Here is an 18,547-nt window from a genome sequence, read left to right on the forward strand (position 1 = left end):
CGAGGTGAGCGCCCCCTTCGTCATGGGCGCAGCGGTCAGCCGAGGAGGCGGTGGTAGGCCTCGTCGGCGATCTTGGTGACGTCGCTCCAGTCCCGCTCGGCGAGGACCCACTCGCGGGCCTGGCGGCCCATCCGCTCGCGCAGCTGCGGGTCGTCGAGATAGCGGGCGATCTGCCGGGCGAAGTCCTGCGAGCTGCCCTTCTCGAAGACCAGGCCGCGCTCGTCGGGCTTGACGATCTCGGTCAGCGCCGCGACGGAGCTCGAGATGCACGCCTTGCCCATGGCCATCGACTCGAAGGGCTTGATCGGGCTGATCAGCTCGCACACCGGCAGCGGCAGGCGCGGGAAGGGCGTGATCTGGAAGATCGACAGGTAGCGCGCGACCTCCTCGTGCGGCACGCGGCCGGTGAAGGTCACGACGTCGAGGACGTCGAGCTCGCGGGCCATCCGGTGGAGCTGACCCTCGAAGTGCCCGTCGCCGACGATGATGACGGCGAAGTCGTCGCGGGTCTTCTTCAGCTCCGCGGCGGCGAGCAGCAGCAGGTCGAGGCCCTCGTAGTCGACGAGGCCGCCGGCGTAGCCGATGACCGTCTTGCCCCGCAGGCCGAGCTCGTCGATGAGCGCCTCGTCGGGCTGCCGGGGCTCGAACTGCGCCGTGTGGACGCCGTTGGGCAGCACGGCGATCCGGTCCGCGGGGCCGCCGCGACGGATCATCTCCTCGCGCAGCGCCTCGGTGATGACGAAGGTGAGGTCGGCGTTCTGGACGATGTGCAGCTCGAGCCCGGTCATGTAGCGGTAGGCGTCGGTGCGGCCGAACTCGGGATTGCGCGAGATCTTCATCAGGTCCTCGAGACCGCGCATCTCGTAGACGAAGGGGATGCCCAGCCGGCGAGCGGCACGCAGGCCGGCGAGGCCGTTGTTCTGGAAGCTGCTCGCGTGGATCAGGCCGGCGCGGTGGTCGCGGGCGACCTCCTCGAGGCGCTCGGCGAAGCGCTCGATGTAGCCGGCCATCGGGGTGGTCCGGTACTCGCGCTCGCCCGGCTCGAGCAGGCGGCGGTAGGTCATCGTGTCGACGACGTCGAAGGGCTCGACCTCGCGCTTGTCGCCCTGGCCCCAGAAATCGTAGGGGAAGCCGAGGCGGGTCGCGGCGAGCATGTCCCAGCCCAGGCCCTGCAGGCCGGTGAGGATGCCGTGGCTGCGGGTCGCGTAGCCGCCGGAGCGGTGCGGGAGCGACTGGGCGAGCACGGAGAGCACGGCGCGCGGGTTGGGCTCGTAGGAGCGCTCCTGCGCCTCGTCGACGGGCCAGCCGGTGGCGCCGATGTGGATCTGGTCGGAGACCTGCGCGTGGGTCTCGCGCGCCTTCTTGTGACCGAGCTCGATGAGGCGGCCGGAGATGACCTGAGCGGTGTCGAGCCACCCGGCGCGCGCGGCCCGCTGGGCCAGCGAGTGCGAGGTCTTGTTGGGCACGACGGTGATCGTCTCGAGGTCGGCCTCGCGGTAGAGCTCGCGCAGCTCGTCCCAGCCCTTGAGCTTGCCGAGGGCGCGGGTCGCGGAGCGGAAGCCGGCCTTGCCGGTGCGCCCGACCTCGAGCGCGGTGGCCCGCTGGGCGTCCTCGTCGCCGGCGGCGCGGATCTGCGTCTCGGTGCGGATGAGGTCGAGGGAGTGGGTCGTGTGGTTGACCCGCCAGGTGTCGACGTTGGCGATGAAGGCCTCGGCCTGGGCGACGTCGCGCGAGGTGTACCAGCCGAGGAGGCGCTCGGCGTCCTTGGTCGTGCGGGGCGTCGTGCTCTCGGCGAGGTCGTTGACCCGCCGGAGCAGGTCCTTGTGGTTGGCCCGCGTGGCGACGGCCATGGCCAGGCCGAGGGCCTCGGCGTCGGGGTTGCGCTCCAGGGTGGCCCAGGCCTCCTGGACGGCCTCGTCGATCGCGCCGAGCGACATGTGCGACCACGCGCGCAGACCGTGGCCGGTCGCGCCGAGTGCCGACTCGGGCACCCGGGAGAGCAGTCGCAGTCCCTGGTCGAAGGCCCGGGCGTCGAGGATGAGCAGGCGCGCCTGGGCGAAGATGGCGCGCTTGCCGACCGAGCCGCCCTGGTTGGGCAGGGTCGCCAGCGGGTCGAGGCGCACCCGGCGCACGACGGCGCGGGCGGCGCGCTTGCCCTGGGCGCGGGCGGCGTTCTTGTCGATGGGGGCCAATGGGGGTCCTTGTCGTCGTCGGGGCGTGCGGGACGCCGGGGTCAGAGGCTCACGTGGGTCGTGGGGTCACCGTAGAAGAGCAGGCGACCGGTGGCGGTGAGGAAGGTCGAGTCGGTGACCGTCCACGTGTGGGCGTGCCGGTCGTCGCCGCGGACCGACACGTAGTTGTAGCGGTCGCCGGAGTAGACGCGCACGCCCTGCTCCATCGAGCGGTCGAGGATGTCGGAGTCGACGGCGCGCGGGATGTCGCTGAAGCGCACGTCGCGGGCCACGTCGCCGGCGAAGAGCATCGAGCCGCCCTGGATGCGCCGCTCGTAGCGGTGCTCGGAGTCGGGGTAGCGCAGGACGACCGCGCCCGTGGAGCGCAGCCACACGTAGTGCGCCCACTTCCCGACGATGCCGGCGTCGGTGTAGGAGAAGGCGGCGAGCAGGTCCGACAGGTAGCGCGGGCCGTAGAAGTTGTCGTCGTCCATCTTGGCGATGTACTGCCCGCCGGAGGCGTCGACGCCGAGGTTCATGCACGCACCGAGGGTGAGCGAGGCGTCGGCGTGGACGATCTGCAGCTCCTGCACCCCGGCGGCGGTGGCGCGGCGGCGCAGCTCGTCGTCGTCGGTCTCGAGGCCGTGCAGGACGAGCACGAGCTCGACAGCGGGGTGGTCCTGCCGGCCGAGGTTGGCGAAGACGTTGTCGAGCTCGTGGGTGCGGTTGGTCGGCACGACGGCCGAGATCGTCGCGGGGGTGAGGGCGGGCACGTCCCGACCGGCGGCCGCGGCGATCGCGCGGGCCCGGTGGGCGCCGGTGTGGCCGGCGAGGACGGCGCGCTGCAGGCGCAGCCCCTCGCGGGCGACGAGCTCCTCCTGGTTGACCCGGGCCACGAGCTCGCTGCGCAGCGACTTGCCGTCCTCGACGCGGGGCACGAGGGCCTCGATCTCGGCGGGCAGGTCGGCGTGCTCGGTGGTGCCGACGACGGGCGTCTGCGCCATCGCCGCGTCGAGCGTCGTCCAGGCCGCGGCGGGCGAGGTCGCCGACAGGTCGAGCAGGACCCGGGCGTCCCCGACGGCGACGTCGTCACCGGTCCGGTCGGTGAGCGCCGGGGGGAGGGTGACGAGCGAGGACTTGCCGGGGCGGCGGACGAGGCGGGTGTCCCCCTTCGCCATCGGCTTGAGCGCATCGGCCACGAGACGAAGGGAGGAGTCGTCACCGAGGCGGGAGAGGCCGTCGACGACGGCGAGGACGCCGGAGCGGCGGGTGGTTGTCGCGTCCTCGCGCGCCGGGCCGAGGGCGCGGGGCTGGGCGGCCGGGGCCCAGTCGTGGACCTCGCGGCCGGTGGCGGCCAGGGCCTCGCGGGCGGTGGCCGAGGAGCTGCCGACGGTGTCGACCTGCTCGGCCCACGCGCCGGGGAGGGTGTCGTCGGTGACCCACAGGGCGGTCGGGACGCCGGCCTCGCGCGCGGCGGTGAGCACCTCGGTCAGCGCGCTGCCGTCGCCCCAGCCGGGGACGGTGCCGTCGACGCCCTCGAGGAGGACGAGGTCGGCGCCCTCGAGGGCCGGCTGCCAGCTGCGGCGGTCGAGCTGACGCTGCTGCCACTCCGGCGCGAGCAGGGCGCTCAGGCGCGGCCCGGCGGCGACGGCGACGGTGAGGTCGAGGGCGGGGACCGGGGAGTGGACGGCCGTGACGGTCCGCTCGGGCGCCAGCGGCTCGGCGGGAGCGGGCGCCGTGGCGGTCGGGGCGGCCGGCTCGGGAGTCGGCTCGGAGGTCGGCTCCTGGGGCGCGTCGGCGGGCTCGGCCGGGGCAGCCGGGGCGGGCTGCAGCTCGGTCACCGCGGCGCGGGCTGCCCGTCGCAGCCGGTGGGTGAAGGCAGGGGTCTTCGACGGTCGGCTCACGAGCGGTCAGTCTTCCATGTCGGTACCGGGAACGCCGAAGGGCGCCACCGTGTCGGTGGCGCCCTTCGGACGAGGCTCTGGTGGCCAGGGGCGGGGTCGAACCGCCGACCTTCCGATTTTCAGTCGGACGCTCGTACCAACTGAGCTACCTGGCCGAGCCGGTCCGAACCGGACCAGCGAGCGACCCTGACGGGACTCGAACCCGCGACCTCCGCCGTGACAGGGCGGCGCGCTAACCAACTGCGCTACAGGGCCTTGGTGTGCAAGGCACGTGCACGATACATCTGTGCGTGACTCCGCAAAACCCTAGGGTCTTGCGAGGTTGTATCCCCAACGGGATTCGAACCCGTGCTACCGCCGTGAAAGGGCGGGGTCCTAGGCCGCTAGACGATGGGGACCCGTCTCCGAAGACCCCTCGCTACGCAGCAGGCAGCACCCGAATCCGTCGAGGACTCGGAAAGCATACGCAGACACATCCCGGATCGCCAAAACGAGTCAGGCGGGGGCCGCCCAGGCCCGCACCCGCTCCGCATCCCACGTCGTGATGATGCGGTCCAGCGGCACCCCGAGACGCTCCGCGCGCTCGGCGCCGTAGGCCTTCATCTCCAGCTGTCCGGGGGCGTGCGCGTCGGAGTCGACGGCGAAGAGGCAGCCGATCTCGAGGGCGAGCTCGACGAGCTCGTCCGGGGGGTCGCAGCGCTCGGGGCGGGAGTTGATCTCCACGGCGACGTCGTGCTCGGCGCAGGCCTCGAAGACGGCGCGGGCGTCGAAGTCGCTCTGCGGCCGCGTGCCGCGCGATCCGGTGACGAGCCGACCGGTGCAGTGGCCGAGCACGTTGACCCGGGGGTTGCTCACGGCCGCGACCATGCGCCGGGTCATCGGGCCCTTGGCCATCTTGAGCTTCGAGTGGACGGAGGCGGTGACGAGGTCGAGCCGGCCGAGCATCTCGGGTGTCTGGTCGAGCTCGCCGTCGTCGAGGATGTCGACCTCGATGCCCGACATGACGGTGAAGGCGTCGCCGAGGGAGTCGTCGATCGCCGCGAGCAGCTGCAGCTGCTGGCCGAGGCGCTGCGGTGACAGGCCATTGGCGATGCGCAGCCGCGGGGAGTGGTCGGTGAGCACCATCCACTCCTGACCCAGCTCGACGGCGGTGAGCACCATCTCGTCGATCGGGCTGCCGCCGTCGGACCAGTCGGAGTGCAGGTGGCAGTCGCCGATGATCGCGGCGGCGTAGTCCTCGCCGCCCTCGACGAGCGGGCCGCCGTGCTCCTCCTGCTGGCGGACGAGGTAGTCCGGCAGCTCGCCGCGCACGGCCTGCTCGATGACGCCCGCGGTCGAGCTGCCGATGCCCTTGAGCTCGGTGATGGTGCCGTCCTCGACCCGCTGGCGGACCTCCCCTTCGGCGAGGTCGCGCAGGACCGCCACGGCCCCGCGGAAGGCCTCGACCCGCCGGCTGTGCTGCCGGGAGCGCTCGAGGAGGAAGCCGACGCGGCGCAGCGCCTCGACGGGGTCGACGGGCGCCTGCAGCGGCTCGAGGGATCTCACGACATCACCAGGAGGTGTGCAGCGGTCGACCCTCGGCGAAGCCCGCCGTCGACTGGAGGCCGACGAGCGCGCGCTCGCGGAACTCCTCGAGCGAGGTGGCGCCCGCATAGGTGCACGAGCTGCGCACGCCGCCGATGATCTCGTCGATGACGTCCTCGACGCCGGGGCCGGCCGGGTCGATGTACATCCGCGAGTTGGAGATGCCCTCCTCGAAGAGGCCCTTGCGGGCACGGTCGAAGGGGGAGTCGCTCGCCGTGCGGTTCTGCACCGCCCGCGCGGAGGCCATGCCGAAGGACTCCTTGTAGCTGCGCCCGTCGGGGTCGGTGACGAGGTCTCCGGGGGACTCGAGGGTCCCGGCGAACCACGAGCCGATCATGACGTTGCTCGCTCCGGCGGCCAGCGCGAGGGCGACGTCGCGCGGGTGGCGGACCCCGCCGTCGGCCCACACGTGCTTGCCGAGCTCGCGGGCGGCGGCGGCGCACTCGAGCACCGCGGAGAACTGCGGGCGGCCCACGGCGGTCATCATCCGGGTCGTGCACATCGCGCCCGGGCCGACGCCGACCTTGACGATGTCGGCGCCCGCCTCGATGAGCTCGCGGGTCCCGTCGGCCGAGACGATGTTGCCCGCGACGACCGGGACCTGCGGGTCGAGGGCGCGGACGGCGGCCAGGGCGTCGAGCATCTTGGCCTGGTGCCCGTGGGCGGTGTCGACGATGAGGACGTCGGCGCCGGCGTCGAGCAGGGCAGCGGCCTTGCCGCCGACGTCGCCGTTGATGCCGACCGCTGCGGCGATCCGCAGCCGGCCCTGTGCGTCGACGGCGGGGGAGTACATGCTCGCGCGCACGGCGCCCTTGCGCGTCTGGATGCCGACGAGGCGGCCGTCGGCGTCGACGACCGGGGCCACGCGGCGACGGGACCGGTGCAGCTGCTCGTAGGCGGCGCGCGGGTCGGCGTCGGCCGGCAGGGTCATCGGGTCGGGCGACATGACGTCGCGGACCTGGGTGAAGCGGTCGACCCGGTCGAGGTCGCGCTCGGTGACGACGCCGACGGGGCGGCCGTCCTCGACGACGATGCCGGCGCCGTGGGCCCGCTTGCTGATGAGGGCCAGCGCCTCCCCGGCGGTCGCGCTCGGCTCGAGCGTGATCGGGGTGTCGTGGACGAGGTCGCGGCTCTTGACGAAGGAGATGACGTCGGCGACGACGTCGACGGGGATGTCCTGGGGGATGACCGTCAGGCCGCCGCGGCGGGCGGTCGTCTCGGCCATGCGGCGGCCGGCGATAGCGGTCATGTTGGCGACGACGAGCGGGATCGTCGTCCCGGTCCCGTCGGTGGTCGTCAGGTCGACCTCGTGGCGGCTGGCGATCTCGCTGCGCCGCGGCACCATGAAGACGTCGTCGTACGTCAGGTCGAACTGGGGCATCAGGCCGTTGAGGAACTCCACGGGAGTCCAGTGTAAGGCGCTCGATGGGACATCATCGGGGCGTGAGCTTCCTCCAGGAGTCCCCGGCCGACGAGCGGCGCCGAGCGGGTCTGCGCCGCATGCGCACCGTCGCCACCGGCCTGCTCGTCCTCGCTGCCGTCGTCTTCGTCGCCACCCTGCGCCTCGACCACGAAGGGGTGTGGGGCTTCGTCAACACGGCCGCCGAGGCGGCCATGGTCGGTGCACTCGCCGACTGGTTCGCCGTGACGGCGCTCTTCCGCCACCCGCTCGGGGTGCCGGTGCCGCACACCGCGCTCGTCAAGAAGCGCAAGGACGAGCTGGGGCGCAGCCTGCAGGAGTTCGTGACCGAGAACTTCCTCACCGAGGAGATCGCCCGCGACCGGCTCGCCGCCGCACACGTCGCCGAGCGTGTGGGCACCTGGCTCGGCGAGCCGGCGCACCGCGAGCGGGTGCTCACCGAGGTCACCCGCGGCGGCGCCCGGGCCCTCGAGCGGGTCGCCGACGACGACGTCCACGACTTCCTCGAGCAGCTGCTCCTGCCGCGGCTGGCCCAGGAGCCGATCAGCCCGATCCTCGGCTTCCTCCTCGAGGGGGTCGTCGAGGGCGGCAACCACACCGGGCTGGTCGACCTCGGCCTCGACGAGGTGCGGCGCTGGCTCGACGACAACCCCGACCTCTTCAAGCAGGTCGTCGGCGACCGCGCCCCGTGGTGGACCCCCGAGTGGGTCGACGACAAGGTCATCGACTGGACCTATCGCCAGGCGCTCGGGTGGCTCGCCGAGATGCGCACCGACGTGCGTCACCCGGCGCGCACCGCCCTCGACGACCTGCTCCGGCGTCTCGCGGCCGACCTGCAGCACGACCCCGACGTCATGGCGAGCGCCGAGTCGCTCAAGGAGCGCCTGCTCGCGCACCCGCAGGTGCCGACGAGCGCGGTCGCGGTGTGGCAGTCCCTGCGCGCCTCGCTCCTGGGCGCGATGGCCGACCGGGACTCCTACTTCTGGGCGCGCGGCGACGAGCTGCTCACGCACCTCGGTGACCACCTTGCGCACGACGAGGCGTGGCAGGAGCGTCTGGAGCAGCACCTCGGCGAGATCGTCGCCTTCTTCGTCAACACCTATGGCGACGAGCTCGCCGAGGTCATCTCGGTGACCGTCGAGCGGTGGGACGCCGACGAGGCGAGCGAGCGGATCGAGCTCTTCGTCGGGCGCGACCTGCAGTTCATCCGGATCAACGGCACCGTCGTCGGCGCGCTCGCCGGCCTGGCGATCCACACGGTCGCGGTCCTCATCGCCTGACCTCCCCGCAGCCGAGTTGATGTGTCTCGGTGCGCTGGGACTCACCCTCATACATCGACCCGTCGCTCAGCGCAGCGGGTCGAAGGGGGTCAGCTCCGCCGCCGGGCGACCGGTGACCATCGCCTCCGCGAGCAGGCGTCCCGTGGCCGGGCCGAGGGTGATGCCCCACATGCCGTGGCCGCCGGCGACGCTCACCCGCGGCGAGCTCGTCACGCCGATGAGCGGCAGCCCGTCGGAGGTGCACGGGCGCGAGCCGACCCACTCGTCCTGCCGGTCGTCGAGGTCGACGCCGGTGAGGTAGGGGCGGGCCGCGTCGACGATCGCGGTGATCCGCCGGGGGTCGAGGGCGGCCTCGGGCTTGCGGAACTCCATCATCCCGGCGACCCGGAGCCGGTCGCCCAGGGGCGTGCAGGCCACGCGCTGCGCGGGCAGGTAGACCGGGCCCTGCGGGGTGTGGTCGATCGGCACGCTGAAGCTGTAGCCGCGGCCCGCCTGGACGTGCATCTTCACGCCGAAGGGGCGGGCCAGGTGGTCCAGCCAGGTGCCCGTGGCGACGACGACCCGGTCGAAGCGCTCGTCGCCGCCACCACGGACGGCGAGACGCACCCCCTTCGTCTCGTCGGTGATGCCGGTGACCTCGCTGCCCTCGCGGATCTTGCCGCCGCGCGCCCGGACGGAGTCGGCGAGAGCTGCGACGTACTCGCCGGGGTTGAGATAGCGCTGGCCGAGCAGCCGGATGCCGGCCCCGATCCGGTCGGAGAAGGTCGGCTCGGCGGCCCGGACCTCGTCGCCGCTCAGCTCCTCGAAGCCGACGTCCTGCCCGGAGGCGGCGATGTGCTCCAGCTCGGTGAGCAGGAACTCGGTCTGTTCCTTGGTCTCGTAGCCAGCGATGAACGAACGAGCCTCTCGCGCAGGGGCGCTCACGCCCCCGGCGGCGAGGTCGTCGAAGGCGCTGATCGCGTGACCGTTGATCGGCACGAGGGCGCGCATCGACAGGCTCCAGCGGCGCATCGTGCTGTTGCGGGTGAAGGCCGCGAGGAAGCGCAGCAGCCGCGGGTCGGCCGTCACCGGCACGTAGACCGGGGACGCGGGGGAGATGACCGCCTTGATCCCGTAGGAGAGGACGGCCGGGTCCGGCAGCGGCGTCGAGATGCCGGGGGTGATCCAGCCGGCATTGCCCCACGAGGAGCCGGCGGCGACGCCGTCACGGTCGAGGACCTCGACCTCGACGCCGTGCTCCTGCAGGAACCAGGCGGTGGACAGTCCGACCATGCCGGCGCCGATGACGGCGACCTTCTTCGGCGCGGGATCCAGGGTGCTCATCGCGTCCTCTCGGGCTCGGCCCGCAGGGTCTCCGCAGGCATCAGGCCACTGTGCCCCAGATCACGTGCGCGGGCAAAGTCCCCCGAGATGTCGGGCCTCCCGTCGTCGCCCGGCCACCCGTTGACAGGCTCACGACCCTCTCCTAGTCTGCGTCCCAGAGTTGAATCTGAACCCGGATTCACACGTTCTCAATGAGGAGAAGCTCGATGGCCGCTGCATTGTCGACGCGCACGACCCGCCTGTTCGCCGTGACCGCCAGTGGGGTGCTCGTCGCAGCCCTCGCCGCGTGCGGGGGCTCCGGGAGCGGGGGCTCCGGAGACGGGGACACGATCACCATCGGTTACTCGGCCGGGATCAGCGGGGGCGCCGCGGAGTACGGCCTCAACGTGCAAAACGGCCTGCAGATGGCCATCGACCAGCTCAACGACGAGGGCGTCGAGGTCGACGGCAAGAAGTACACGATCAAGCTCGAGAGCCTCGACGACCAGTACCAGCCCGGCACGACGGGGACGAATGCCCAGCGCCTCGTCCAGAAGGACGGCGCGGTCGTCGTCTTCGTCCCGCACGCCGGCGGGATCAAGGCGGCCCAGGAGCTCAACTCCGGCCGCAGCGAGTTCCTCATCGGCGCCTACAGCTCCGACCCGGCGATCGTCGAGAGCGACAACCCGCTCACCGTGATGATCCCGCCGTCCTTCACCAGCTACATCCAGCCCTTCATCGAGCACGTCGACACCAAGGGCAAGGGCAAGCTCGGCCTCCTCGCGACCTCCAGCGAGTTCGGCCAGGAGTGGACCACGCACATGACGAAGGCGTGGAAGGACGCGGGCGGCACCGTGCAGGCCAACAACAACATCAACTACGGCACGGTCTCCGACTTCGCCGGCCCGGTCGCCAAGACCCTCTCCGGCAAGCCGGACGTCATTATGGTCGGCGGGCCCTCCCAGCCGACCGCCCTGATCATCGAAGAGGCCCGCAAGCAGGGCTTCGACGGCTCCTTCATGATCCTCGACCAGGCGAAGTACGAGGAGATGGAGGAGTTCACCGACCCCGACAACCTCGACAACTCCGTCGGCATCGCGCCGCTCACCGAGTTCGACGGGACCGAGAAGTTCATCGCCGACTACCAGAAGAAGTTCGACTCGAAGAAGCCGGTCAACGCCGACATCGCCCTCAACTACCAGGCGTTGCCGATCTTCATCAAGGCCATGGAGCTGTCGGGGAGCGTCGACGACCCGAAGGCGATCCGCGAGGCGATGGGCGAGGCCGTCGAGGAGGTCGACCCCAGGTACCAGGTCGCCTTCGCGCCCAACCGGATCACCGACTCCGGGCACCTCGTCGCCGACGACCTCAAGGCCGCCCAGCGCACGGAGGACGGGACGTACGAGTCCTTCGAGATCGAGCAGCCGACGGAATGAGGTCGGGACCGCAGGCACCGCGCCGGCACAGGGGTCTGACATGACGCTCTTCCTGCAGCAGCTGATCAACGGTCTCGCTCTCGGTGGCATCTACTGCCTCGCCGCCGTCGGCCTGACCCTCGTCTTCGGGGTCCTGGGCTTCCCCAACCTCGCCCACGGCGCCATCTACATGCTCGGCGGCTACGTGACCTACTCGATGATGGTCGACGTCGGTCTGCCCTATGTCGCGGCGATCGTGTGCGCGGCACTCGTCCTGGCCGTCATCGGGGTCGTCTTCGAGCGGCTCGTCTTCCACCCGCTGCGCACAGCGCCGCACACGCACCACATGATCGCCACGGTCGGGGTGATGTTCTTCGTCATCTCCGTCGTGCAGGAGGTGTGGGGCACCGGCTTCCTGCGGATGGAGTCGCCCTTCAGCGGTCGGGTCGGGCTCCTCGGGGCGGAGATCTCGGCCCAGCGGGTCCTGATCATCGTCACGGCCGTCGTCGTGCTCCTGGCCCTGACGTGGTTCCTCAAGCGCTCGGTCCACGGCCAGGCGATCGAGGCCGTCGAGCAGGACCGCACCGGTGCCGCGCTCGTCGGGATCAACCCCGGCGTGGTCTCGATGGTCACCTTCGCGGTGTCCTTCGCCCTCGTCGCCATCTCGGCCGGCCTGGTCGCCCCGATCCAGCTGCTCTCGCCCGGGATGGGGGAGTCGCTCAACCTCATCGTCTTCGCGATCATCATCCTCGGCGGGCTCGGCTCGCTGCCCGGGGCGATCCTCGGCGGCTTCCTCATCGCCCTCGCCGAGGTCATGGCCTCGACCTACATCTCGGTGGGGGCGGGTGAGGCGGCGATCTTCGTCGTCCTCATGGGCGTGCTGGCCCTCAAGCCGACAGGACTCTTCGGGACGGTGGCCCAGCGATGACGACCTCCTTCAACCCGCGACTCCTCGGCGTCGGGATCGTCGCCCTCGCACTGGTGGCCACCCCCTTCGTCCTGAGCGGACAGCCCTATCTGGTGCGCATCGTCACCACGGCCCTCATCTACGCCATCGCGGCCTACGGGATGAACATCATCCTCGGGCTCACCGGTCAGCTGTCGCTGGCCCACGGCGCCTTCTTCGGGATCGGGGCCTATGTCGTCGGCCTGCTGACGACGGACCGCGAATGGAGCTTCTGGGCCAGCTTCGCCCTCGCGATCCTCGTGACCACGGCACTCGGCTACGTCTCCGGACTCATCGCGCTGCGGACCCAGGGGTCCTACTTCGCGATCTTCACGATGGCGCTCGGCTTCCTCGTCTTCATCGTCATCACGCGCTGGGAGAGCGTGACCCACGCGCACTCCGGGGTGAGCGGCGTGAAGTTCCCCGAGAACATCGGGCCGATCGACTTCACCCGGGAGACGACGATGTACTTCTTCGTCCTCGTCGTGCTCGCGCTCGCGATCTACACCACCCACGCCCTGCTCACCTCGCCCGCGGGGCGCTCGCTCGTCGCGATCCGCACCTCGGAGGACCTCGCGAAGTCCATCGGCGTCAACGTCGCGGTGAGCAAGCAGCTCGCCTTCACGGCCTCGGCCGGCATCGCGGGGCTGGCGGGCGGGCTCTTCGCCTCCTTCACCGGATTCATCGGGCCGGACTCCGCGGCGATCGACCTGACCTTCCAGTTCCTGCTCTTCCTGCTCATCGGCGGGATGGGGACGGTCATGGGGCCGCTCGTCGGCAGCCTGCTCGTCGCCTTCCTCTTCGAGATGCTGCAGGACCTGGAGTCCTACCGCTTCATCGTCCTCGGGCCGATCATCGTGCTCCTCGTGATCTTCGCGCCCAAGGGGATCGTCGGCTATCTCAACGCGCTGCTCTCCCGGCGTCGCTCCCGCCCACCGACGGACCCGGCCGGGGTCGACGTGGCCGACCACCGTGACGTCGTCGAGGAGGTGCACTGATGCTGCTGCAGGTGCGTGATCTCAGCAAGCGCTTCGGCGGGCTCGACGCCGTCAAGGACGTCAGCTTCGACGTGCCGGAGGGGCAGGTCACCGCGATCATCGGCCCCAACGGCGCCGGCAAGTCGACCCTCTTCAACCTCCTCGCGGGCTTCTACCGCCCGACGTCGGGGTCGGTGACCTTCGACGGGACGGACATCACGGGGATGAAGCCGCACCAGACCGTGCGGCAGGGCATCGCCCGAACCTTCCAGACGACGCACCTCTTCGACGGGGCGAGCGTGCTGGACAACGTCCTGGCCGCCTGCGTCGTGCGGACCCGCTCGACCGCCCTCGACGCCGTGCTGCGCACCCCGCGGCACCGCCGCGACGAGCGCAAGAGCCTCGAGAAGGCGATGCGGGTGCTCGACTTCGTCGGCGCCGCGCACCTGCGCGACGAGATCGCGACGACCCTCCCGCAGGAGACCCAGAAGCGGGTCTCGCTCGCGCTCGCGCTGGCCACGGAACCCCGGCTGCTCCTGCTCGACGAACCCGCTGCGGGGACGACCGACGAGGAGACGGAGGGCTTCGGCGAGCTCATCCGGCGAGTCGTCGCCGACGGGACGACGATCTGCCTCGTCGAGCACAAGATGTCGATGATCATGAACCTCGCCGACCAGATCGTCGTCCTCGACCACGGGCAGCGGATCGCGCTCGGGACGCCCGAGCAGATCAGGACCGACCCGCTCGTCATCGAGGCATACCTCGGCGCGGGCGCAGACCAGCAGGGAGCCACGCCATGATGACCATCTCCGGCCTGGGGGCCGGCTACGACGCGGTCGACGTCCTGCACGCGGTCGACATCACGGCCGCCGCTGGCGAGCTCACCGTGATCCTCGGGGCCAACGGGTCGGGCAAGTCGACGCTCTTCCGCGCCGTGAGCGGCGTCATCCGTGCCCGGTCCGGCACGGTGGAGTTCGACGGCGCCGACGTGACGCGGGCGAGCACCGCGGCCATCGTGCGCCGGGGGCTGGCCCACTGCCCGGAGGGGCGTCACCTCTTCCCGCGGATGTCGGTCGAGAAGAACCTCGTCCTCGGTGCCTACGTCGGTCGCCGCGACAAGGCCCGCACGCGCGAGCTCCTCGACCGGACCTTCCAGCTCTTCCCGATCCTCAAGGACAAGGCCGGGCAGAGTGCGGGGTCCCTCTCGGGCGGCCAGCAGCAGATGGTCGCCATCGGGCGCGCGCTCATGTCCGACCCCAAGATGCTCATCCTCGACGAGCCGTCGATGGGCCTGGCCCCGCTCGTGACCCAGCAGGTCTTCGACGCCATCGTCGACATCAACCGGGAGGGGATCGGCGTCGTGCTGGCGGAGCAGAATGCCCGCTCCGCGCTGCGGATCGCGTCCTACGGCTACGTGCTGGCGGAGGGGCGGGTGGTCCTCTCCGGTCCGGCGGCGCAGCTGACCGACGACCCGGCGGTGCAGAGCGCCTACCTCGGTGTCTGACGGGGCGAAGGGGGCCGACCGACCGTCGTCGTCGGACAACTACGCTGTGTCTGCCGGGCCTCTAGCTCAACCGGTCAGAGCTGCGGACTTTTAATCCGTAGGTTGTGGGTTCGAGTCCCACGGGGCCCACTCGCCAGCACACCAGGAGCGCCCCATGACCGCACCCGTCGCCCTCGTCTCCCGGGCCATGGGGCTGCCCCGCTCATGACCGATGCCCTCCTGCTCGACGTGGTCCTCGTGCTCGCGCTCGTCCTCTACGCCGCCGGGATGTGGCGCGCCGGGATCGTCGCCGGGGCGCTGGCCATCGCCGGCCTGCTCGGTGGCGGGCTGCTCGCCCTCTGGGGGCTGCCCCTCGTGCTCGACCGCTGGCAGCCCGCGGGCGGCGACCCGACGGTCAGGGTGCTCGTCGTCATCATCGGTTCCTTCCTCAGTGCGGTGATCGGCCAGCAGGTCGGGGCCGCGCTCGGGGCCCGCTGGCGCTCCCGCCTGCGCAACCGCCCGGCACGCCTCGTCGACTCGCTCCTGGGTGCGGTGGGAGCCGTCGTCGTCGGCGCCGGGCTCGTCTGGCTCGGCGCCGGGGCGGTCGTCGGCAGCCTCCAGTCCACCCCGCGTGCGGTCGCCGACTCACGGGTCCTGCAGGGCATCGACGGGGTGATGCCGGCCAGCGCCGAGCAGGTCATCAGCGGTGCCTACCGCTCGCTCGACAGCGGCTTCCCCCGGGTCTTCGCCGGCGTGCAGCCCGAGCGCATCCGCCCGGTCGAGGCCCCCGAGCCGGGCACGACGCAGGGCCGGGGCATCGCCGCCGCCGGCCAGTCGGTCGTCAAGGTCATGGGCGGGGCCTGCGGTGGCACCCAGACCGGCAGCGGCTGGGTCGTCGCCGACCAGCGGATCGTCACCAACGCGCACGTCGTCGCCGGGGTCGACCACCCCGTCGTCCAGGTGGGCGGCACCGGCCGCACCCACGCCGCCACGACCGTCGCCTTCGACCCGCTGCGCGACGTCGCGGTCCTCGCCGTGCCCGACCTCACCGCGCCCGCCCTGCCCACCGGCGACCGGCAGGCGCACGGTGACGACGTCGTCGTCGCGGGGTTTCCGCTCGGTGGGCCCTACGACCTCGAGGCCGGCCGGGTCCGCGACGTCCTGCAGGCCCGCGGCGCAGGCATCGACGGCACGCTCGGTGTCACCCGCGACATCTACTCGATCAACGCGCGGGTCCAGCAGGGCAACTCGGGCGGCCCGCTCCTCTCGCCGACGGGCCAGGTCGTGGGCACCGTCTTCGCGAAGTCGCCCTCCGACGAGACCACCGGCTACGTCCTCACCCTCGAGGAGACCCGCCCGGTCGTCGAGGACGGCCTGCGGGCGAGCGCCGAGGTCGGGACGGGTGAGTGCGTGCGCTGAGGCAGCGCTTCGAGACGGTCGCTGCGCGACCTCCTCAGCGACCGGGAGGGGTCAGCGCACCGCGCGGTCGGCGTTGACGACGCCCTCGCCGAAGATGCCGTTGTCCGCCGTCGTGCCGACGCAGCGGACGCTCCCTTCGGCATCGGGGCAGGGGATCTCGGTGGCGCTCTCGCCGAGCTGCCGCGCCACGTCGTCGGGCGCCATCCGGTCGCCGTGGGCGCTGATGATCAGCGCGGCGACCCCGGCGGCGTGCGGCGAGGCCATCGAGGTGCCCTGGTTCCACACGTAGAGCCCGCACTCCCCGTCCGGGTCGGGATCGTTGCCGGCGATCGACTCGGGACAGCTGCGCACGACCATCTCGGTGCCGGTCTCGGTGACCCGGCCCTCGTCGTCGACGAAGCCCTCGGCCGTCACGACCGAGCGCGATGCGGCGGAGAGGATGCCGCCGCGGCCCGAGCTCTCCTCGCCGCCGGGGGCGGCGACGTCGACGAGACCGTCGTCGGGGTGCGAGGTCCAGTTGCTGAAGGTCGAGCGCACATTGCCCTCGTCGACGGAGGCGACGGCGATGACGTGCTCGCCGGACAGCGGCAGGCGCTCGCAGGTCTTCGGGTCGACCCGGCGGGTGCGGGTGTCGCCGCCGTAGTTGGGGCTCGAGGTGTCGCGGCTCGGGGCGCCCATGTCCGCGCCGTCGTTGCCCGCGGAGGTCACGAGCGTCACTCCCTGCTCGTGCGCACGGTCGAGCGAGCGGTGCACGAGCTCGAGCATGACGTCCTGGAAGGCCACCTGCTCCGGGGTGTCGCCGGGCGCGCCGCCCTCGCAGGCGTAGAGCCACGGGTCGACGTAGAAGCTCATGTTGACGACGTCGAGCCGCTGGTCGGCGGCGTGGGTCAGCGCGTTGACCACCGGCCCGAGGAAGAAGAGCCCGCCGTCCTGCCCGGCGCGCAGGTCGACGAGGGTCACGTCGGGGGCGACGCCGGTGACGCCGAGGTCGTTGGCCGCGGCGGCGATCGTGCCGGCGACGTGCGTGCCGTGCCCGCCGTCGTCCTCGCCGACCGGGTCGACGCAGCTCTCGTGCTCGCACTCGCCGTCGATGTCGGCGATGTCGCTGACGACGAAGCTCTTGGACAGCCCGGCGTCGAGCCGTGGCGCGAGGTCGGGGTGGGTCTTGTCGATGCCGGTGTCGATGACGCCGACGCGTACCTCGGGCCGCCCCGTGGTCACCTCGTGCGCGCCCCGGGCGTTGACCGCCTCCATGCCCCAGAGCCAGCCGTCGAAGGGGTCACCGCCCTCCGGTGCCTGAGGGGGCGAAGGGAGGTCCGCTGCGGGAGTCGTGTCGCCGGGGTCGGGCTCGGCCGGGGGCTCCGGCGACCAGGAGGCGGCGCGGTCGGTGACGGCATCGGTGACGCCGTCGACCCCCTTCGCCCGCTCGGCCACGTCGGTGTCGTCGGTCCGCAGGGTCACCATGCCCACGGCGGTGTTGACCGAGGTGAGGGGCAGGCCGTCGGCCTCGAGCTCGTCGGCGACGCGCTGGGTCTCGCCCGGGTCGTCGACGAGGACGACCCAGTCGCGCCCCGTGCGCGGCGGGTCGAAGGTCTCGATGCTCGACCTCGCGGGCTTCGACGTCGGCGCCTGAGAGGTCGACGACGACGTGCTCGTGCTGGTCCCGTCGTCCCCCTCGAGGAGCGAGCACCCGCTCGCGACGAGCGTCAGCGCGACGAGCGCACCCCAGGTCCTGCGTCCGCGCATGGTGTCCCCTCTGTCCGTGCGGTGTGTCCAGAGTCTAGGAGGCGAAGGGGGTCACAGCTCGCGGACCACCCGGGCCGGGTTGCCGACGGCCACGACCCCCGCGGGGATGTCGCGGGTGACGACCGCGCCCGCCCCGATGACCGAGTCGTCGCCGATCGTCACGCCCGGGCAGACGATGACGCCGCCGCCGAGCCAGACGTTGTCGCCGATGGTGATGGGCTCGCCCGCCTCGACCTTGTCCCGTCGTGGGCCGGGCTCGAGCGGGTGGGTGGCGGTGAGCAGCTGCACCTGCGGTCCGATCTGGCAGTCCTCGCCGATGCGGATCGGCGTGACGTCGAGCGCGGTGAGCCCGTAGTTGACGAAGGTGCGTGCCCCGATGCTCAGGTGGGCGCCGTAGTCGAGGTAGAGGGGCGGGCGGATCTCGACGTCCTCGCCGAGCTCGCCGACGAGCTCGGCGAGCAGGGCCCGTGGGTCCTCGCCGTCGGCGTCGAGGGTGGCCCGGTGGTAGCGGTCCTGCAGGTCGCGGGCCCGGGCGCTCGCTGCCGCGAGCTCCGGGTCGCTCGCGTCGTAGGGGTCTCCGGCGAGCATCCGCTCCCGCTGGGTCCTCGTGTCCTCGCTCATGTCACGACCTTAGGGAGATGCGGTGGTGGTGGGGGCCGGGTGTGCCGGAGGGAGGGCGAAGGGGGTCGCGGCCGCCGGTGTCGTAGGCTCGGTGGCGAGTCAGACGCACACCAGTGCAGAGGGAACCCGGTGCGAGTCCGGGACTGTCGCGCAGCGGTGAGGGTGACTGGCGGGGTACGACGCCACTGGGCAACCAGCCCGGGAAGGCACCCCGTCGGGACGACCCCGAGTCCGAAGACCTGCTGACTCGCCTCATCCGACCGGGCCTCGCGATCAGGC

14 protein-coding genes, 4 tRNA genes and 1 riboswitch are annotated in these 18,547 nt (G+C 71.9%); of the genes, 8 read left to right on the forward strand and 10 right to left on the reverse strand.

What is annotated here, in order from left to right; genetic code table 11:
- Nucleotides 1-35: 35 nt before the first annotated feature.
- From NMQ01_RS01275 to NMQ01_RS01305, 7 genes are all read right to left on the reverse strand, one after another.
- Nucleotides 36-2,192: a glycosyltransferase family 4 protein gene (locus NMQ01_RS01275; RefSeq protein WP_255185091.1), complete on the reverse strand. Its 2,157-nt coding sequence runs from the start codon at nt 2,190-2,192 to the stop codon at nt 36-38.
- Between the two features lie 41 nt (nt 2,193-2,233).
- Nucleotides 2,234-4,075 (reverse strand): glycosyltransferase, encoded by a 1,842-nt coding sequence (locus tag NMQ01_RS01280; RefSeq protein ID WP_255185092.1) that lies wholly within the window; start codon nt 4,073-4,075, stop codon nt 2,234-2,236.
- A 78-nt stretch (nt 4,076-4,153) separates the two neighbouring features.
- Nucleotides 4,154-4,230, reverse strand: a tRNA-Phe gene (locus NMQ01_RS01285).
- Nucleotides 4,231-4,256: 26 nt separating this feature from the next.
- A tRNA-Asp gene (locus NMQ01_RS01290) sits at nt 4,257-4,330 on the reverse strand.
- 70 nt (nt 4,331-4,400) lie between these two features.
- A tRNA-Glu gene (locus tag NMQ01_RS01295) sits at nt 4,401-4,473 on the reverse strand.
- A 97-nt stretch (nt 4,474-4,570) separates the two neighbouring features.
- A complete protein-coding gene (locus NMQ01_RS01300) occupies nt 4,571-5,620 on the reverse strand; it encodes a PHP domain-containing protein (protein WP_255185093.1) in 1,050 nt (349 codons plus the stop codon).
- 4 nt (nt 5,621-5,624) lie between these two features.
- Complete coding sequence (locus NMQ01_RS01305; RefSeq protein WP_255185094.1) at nt 5,625-7,061, reverse strand: GuaB1 family IMP dehydrogenase-related protein; 1,437 nt, start codon at nt 7,059-7,061, stop codon at nt 5,625-5,627.
- A 41-nt stretch (nt 7,062-7,102) separates the two neighbouring features.
- Here NMQ01_RS01305 and NMQ01_RS01310 point away from each other — a divergent pair, with 41 nt between their 5' ends.
- Nucleotides 7,103-8,359: a DUF445 domain-containing protein gene (locus NMQ01_RS01310; RefSeq protein WP_255185095.1), complete on the forward strand. Its 1,257-nt coding sequence runs from the start codon at nt 7,103-7,105 to the stop codon at nt 8,357-8,359.
- Nucleotides 8,360-8,425: 66 nt separating this feature from the next.
- On the opposite strand, the gene NMQ01_RS01315 is transcribed toward NMQ01_RS01310, so the two are convergent.
- Nucleotides 8,426-9,682, reverse strand: a complete 1,257-nt coding sequence (locus tag NMQ01_RS01315; RefSeq protein WP_255185096.1) for an FAD-binding oxidoreductase — start codon at nt 9,680-9,682, stop codon at nt 8,426-8,428.
- Between the two features lie 206 nt (nt 9,683-9,888).
- On the opposite strand from NMQ01_RS01315, the gene NMQ01_RS01320 reads away from it, so the two are divergent.
- From NMQ01_RS01320 to NMQ01_RS01350, 7 genes are all read left to right on the forward strand, one after another.
- A complete protein-coding gene (locus NMQ01_RS01320; RefSeq protein WP_255185097.1) occupies nt 9,889-11,097 on the forward strand; it encodes an ABC transporter substrate-binding protein in 1,209 nt (402 codons plus the stop codon).
- 40 nt (nt 11,098-11,137) lie between these two features.
- A complete protein-coding gene (locus NMQ01_RS01325) occupies nt 11,138-12,004 on the forward strand; it encodes a branched-chain amino acid ABC transporter permease (RefSeq protein WP_255185098.1) in 867 nt (288 codons plus the stop codon).
- Entirely contained in the window at nt 12,001-13,020 is a 1,020-nt protein-coding gene (locus NMQ01_RS01330; RefSeq protein ID WP_255185099.1) for a branched-chain amino acid ABC transporter permease, read from the forward strand. Before NMQ01_RS01325 ends, NMQ01_RS01330 begins: the two co-directional genes overlap by 4 nt.
- A complete protein-coding gene (locus NMQ01_RS01335; RefSeq protein WP_255185100.1) occupies nt 13,020-13,799 on the forward strand; it encodes an ABC transporter ATP-binding protein in 780 nt (259 codons plus the stop codon). The genes NMQ01_RS01330 and NMQ01_RS01335 overlap by 1 nt, the downstream gene beginning before the upstream one ends.
- Entirely contained in the window at nt 13,796-14,503 is a 708-nt protein-coding gene (locus NMQ01_RS01340; RefSeq protein WP_255185101.1) for an ABC transporter ATP-binding protein, read from the forward strand. The genes NMQ01_RS01335 and NMQ01_RS01340 overlap by 4 nt, the downstream gene beginning before the upstream one ends.
- Nucleotides 14,504-14,558: 55 nt before the next feature.
- Nucleotides 14,559-14,632 (forward strand) — tRNA-Lys (locus NMQ01_RS01345).
- 75 nt (nt 14,633-14,707) lie between these two features.
- Nucleotides 14,708-15,901: a MarP family serine protease gene (locus tag NMQ01_RS01350; RefSeq protein WP_255185102.1), complete on the forward strand. Its 1,194-nt coding sequence runs from the start codon at nt 14,708-14,710 to the stop codon at nt 15,899-15,901.
- Between the two features lie 51 nt (nt 15,902-15,952).
- On the opposite strand, the gene NMQ01_RS01355 is transcribed toward NMQ01_RS01350, so the two are convergent.
- Together NMQ01_RS01355 and NMQ01_RS01360 are read right to left on the reverse strand one after the other, a co-directional pair.
- Nucleotides 15,953-17,647 (reverse strand): S8 family serine peptidase, encoded by a 1,695-nt coding sequence (locus tag NMQ01_RS01355; protein ID WP_303708004.1) that lies wholly within the window; start codon nt 17,645-17,647, stop codon nt 15,953-15,955.
- Nucleotides 17,648-17,698: 51 nt separating this feature from the next.
- The gene (locus tag NMQ01_RS01360; protein ID WP_255185103.1) at nt 17,699-18,268 is read right to left on the reverse strand and encodes a sugar O-acetyltransferase; all 570 of its coding nucleotides are present in this window, start codon (nt 18,266-18,268) and stop codon (nt 17,699-17,701) included.
- A gap of 83 nt (nt 18,269-18,351) precedes the next feature.
- Nucleotides 18,352-18,530, forward strand: a riboswitch (cobalamin riboswitch).
- The last annotated feature ends 17 nt before the right edge of the window (nt 18,531-18,547 follow it).

Source organism: Janibacter sp. CX7 (assembly GCF_024362365.1).
In the GTDB taxonomy this organism is placed as follows: Bacteria; Actinomycetota; Actinomycetes; order Actinomycetales; family Dermatophilaceae; genus Janibacter.

Excerpts from the sequence above, each read along its gene's own strand:
- NMQ01_RS01350 (WP_255185102.1), top strand. The coding sequence starts at position 14,708 with ATGACCGATGCCCTCCTGCTCGACGTGGTCCTCGTGCTCGCGCTCGTC.
- NMQ01_RS01335 (WP_255185100.1), top strand. The coding sequence starts at position 13,020 with ATGCTGCTGCAGGTGCGTGATCTCAGCAAGCGCTTCGGCGGGCTCGAC.
- NMQ01_RS01325 (WP_255185098.1), top strand. The coding sequence starts at position 11,138 with ATGACGCTCTTCCTGCAGCAGCTGATCAACGGTCTCGCTCTCGGTGGC.
- NMQ01_RS01340 (WP_255185101.1), top strand. The coding sequence starts at position 13,796 with ATGATGACCATCTCCGGCCTGGGGGCCGGCTACGACGCGGTCGACGTC.
- NMQ01_RS01320 (WP_255185097.1), top strand. The coding sequence starts at position 9,889 with ATGGCCGCTGCATTGTCGACGCGCACGACCCGCCTGTTCGCCGTGACC.
- NMQ01_RS01330 (WP_255185099.1), top strand. The coding sequence starts at position 12,001 with ATGACGACCTCCTTCAACCCGCGACTCCTCGGCGTCGGGATCGTCGCC.
- NMQ01_RS01315 (WP_255185096.1), bottom strand. The coding sequence starts at position 9,682 with ATGAGCACCCTGGATCCCGCGCCGAAGAAGGTCGCCGTCATCGGCGCC.
- NMQ01_RS01360 (WP_255185103.1), bottom strand. The coding sequence starts at position 18,268 with ATGAGCGAGGACACGAGGACCCAGCGGGAGCGGATGCTCGCCGGAGAC.
- NMQ01_RS01355 (WP_303708004.1), bottom strand. The coding sequence starts at position 17,647 with ATGCGCGGACGCAGGACCTGGGGTGCGCTCGTCGCGCTGACGCTCGTC.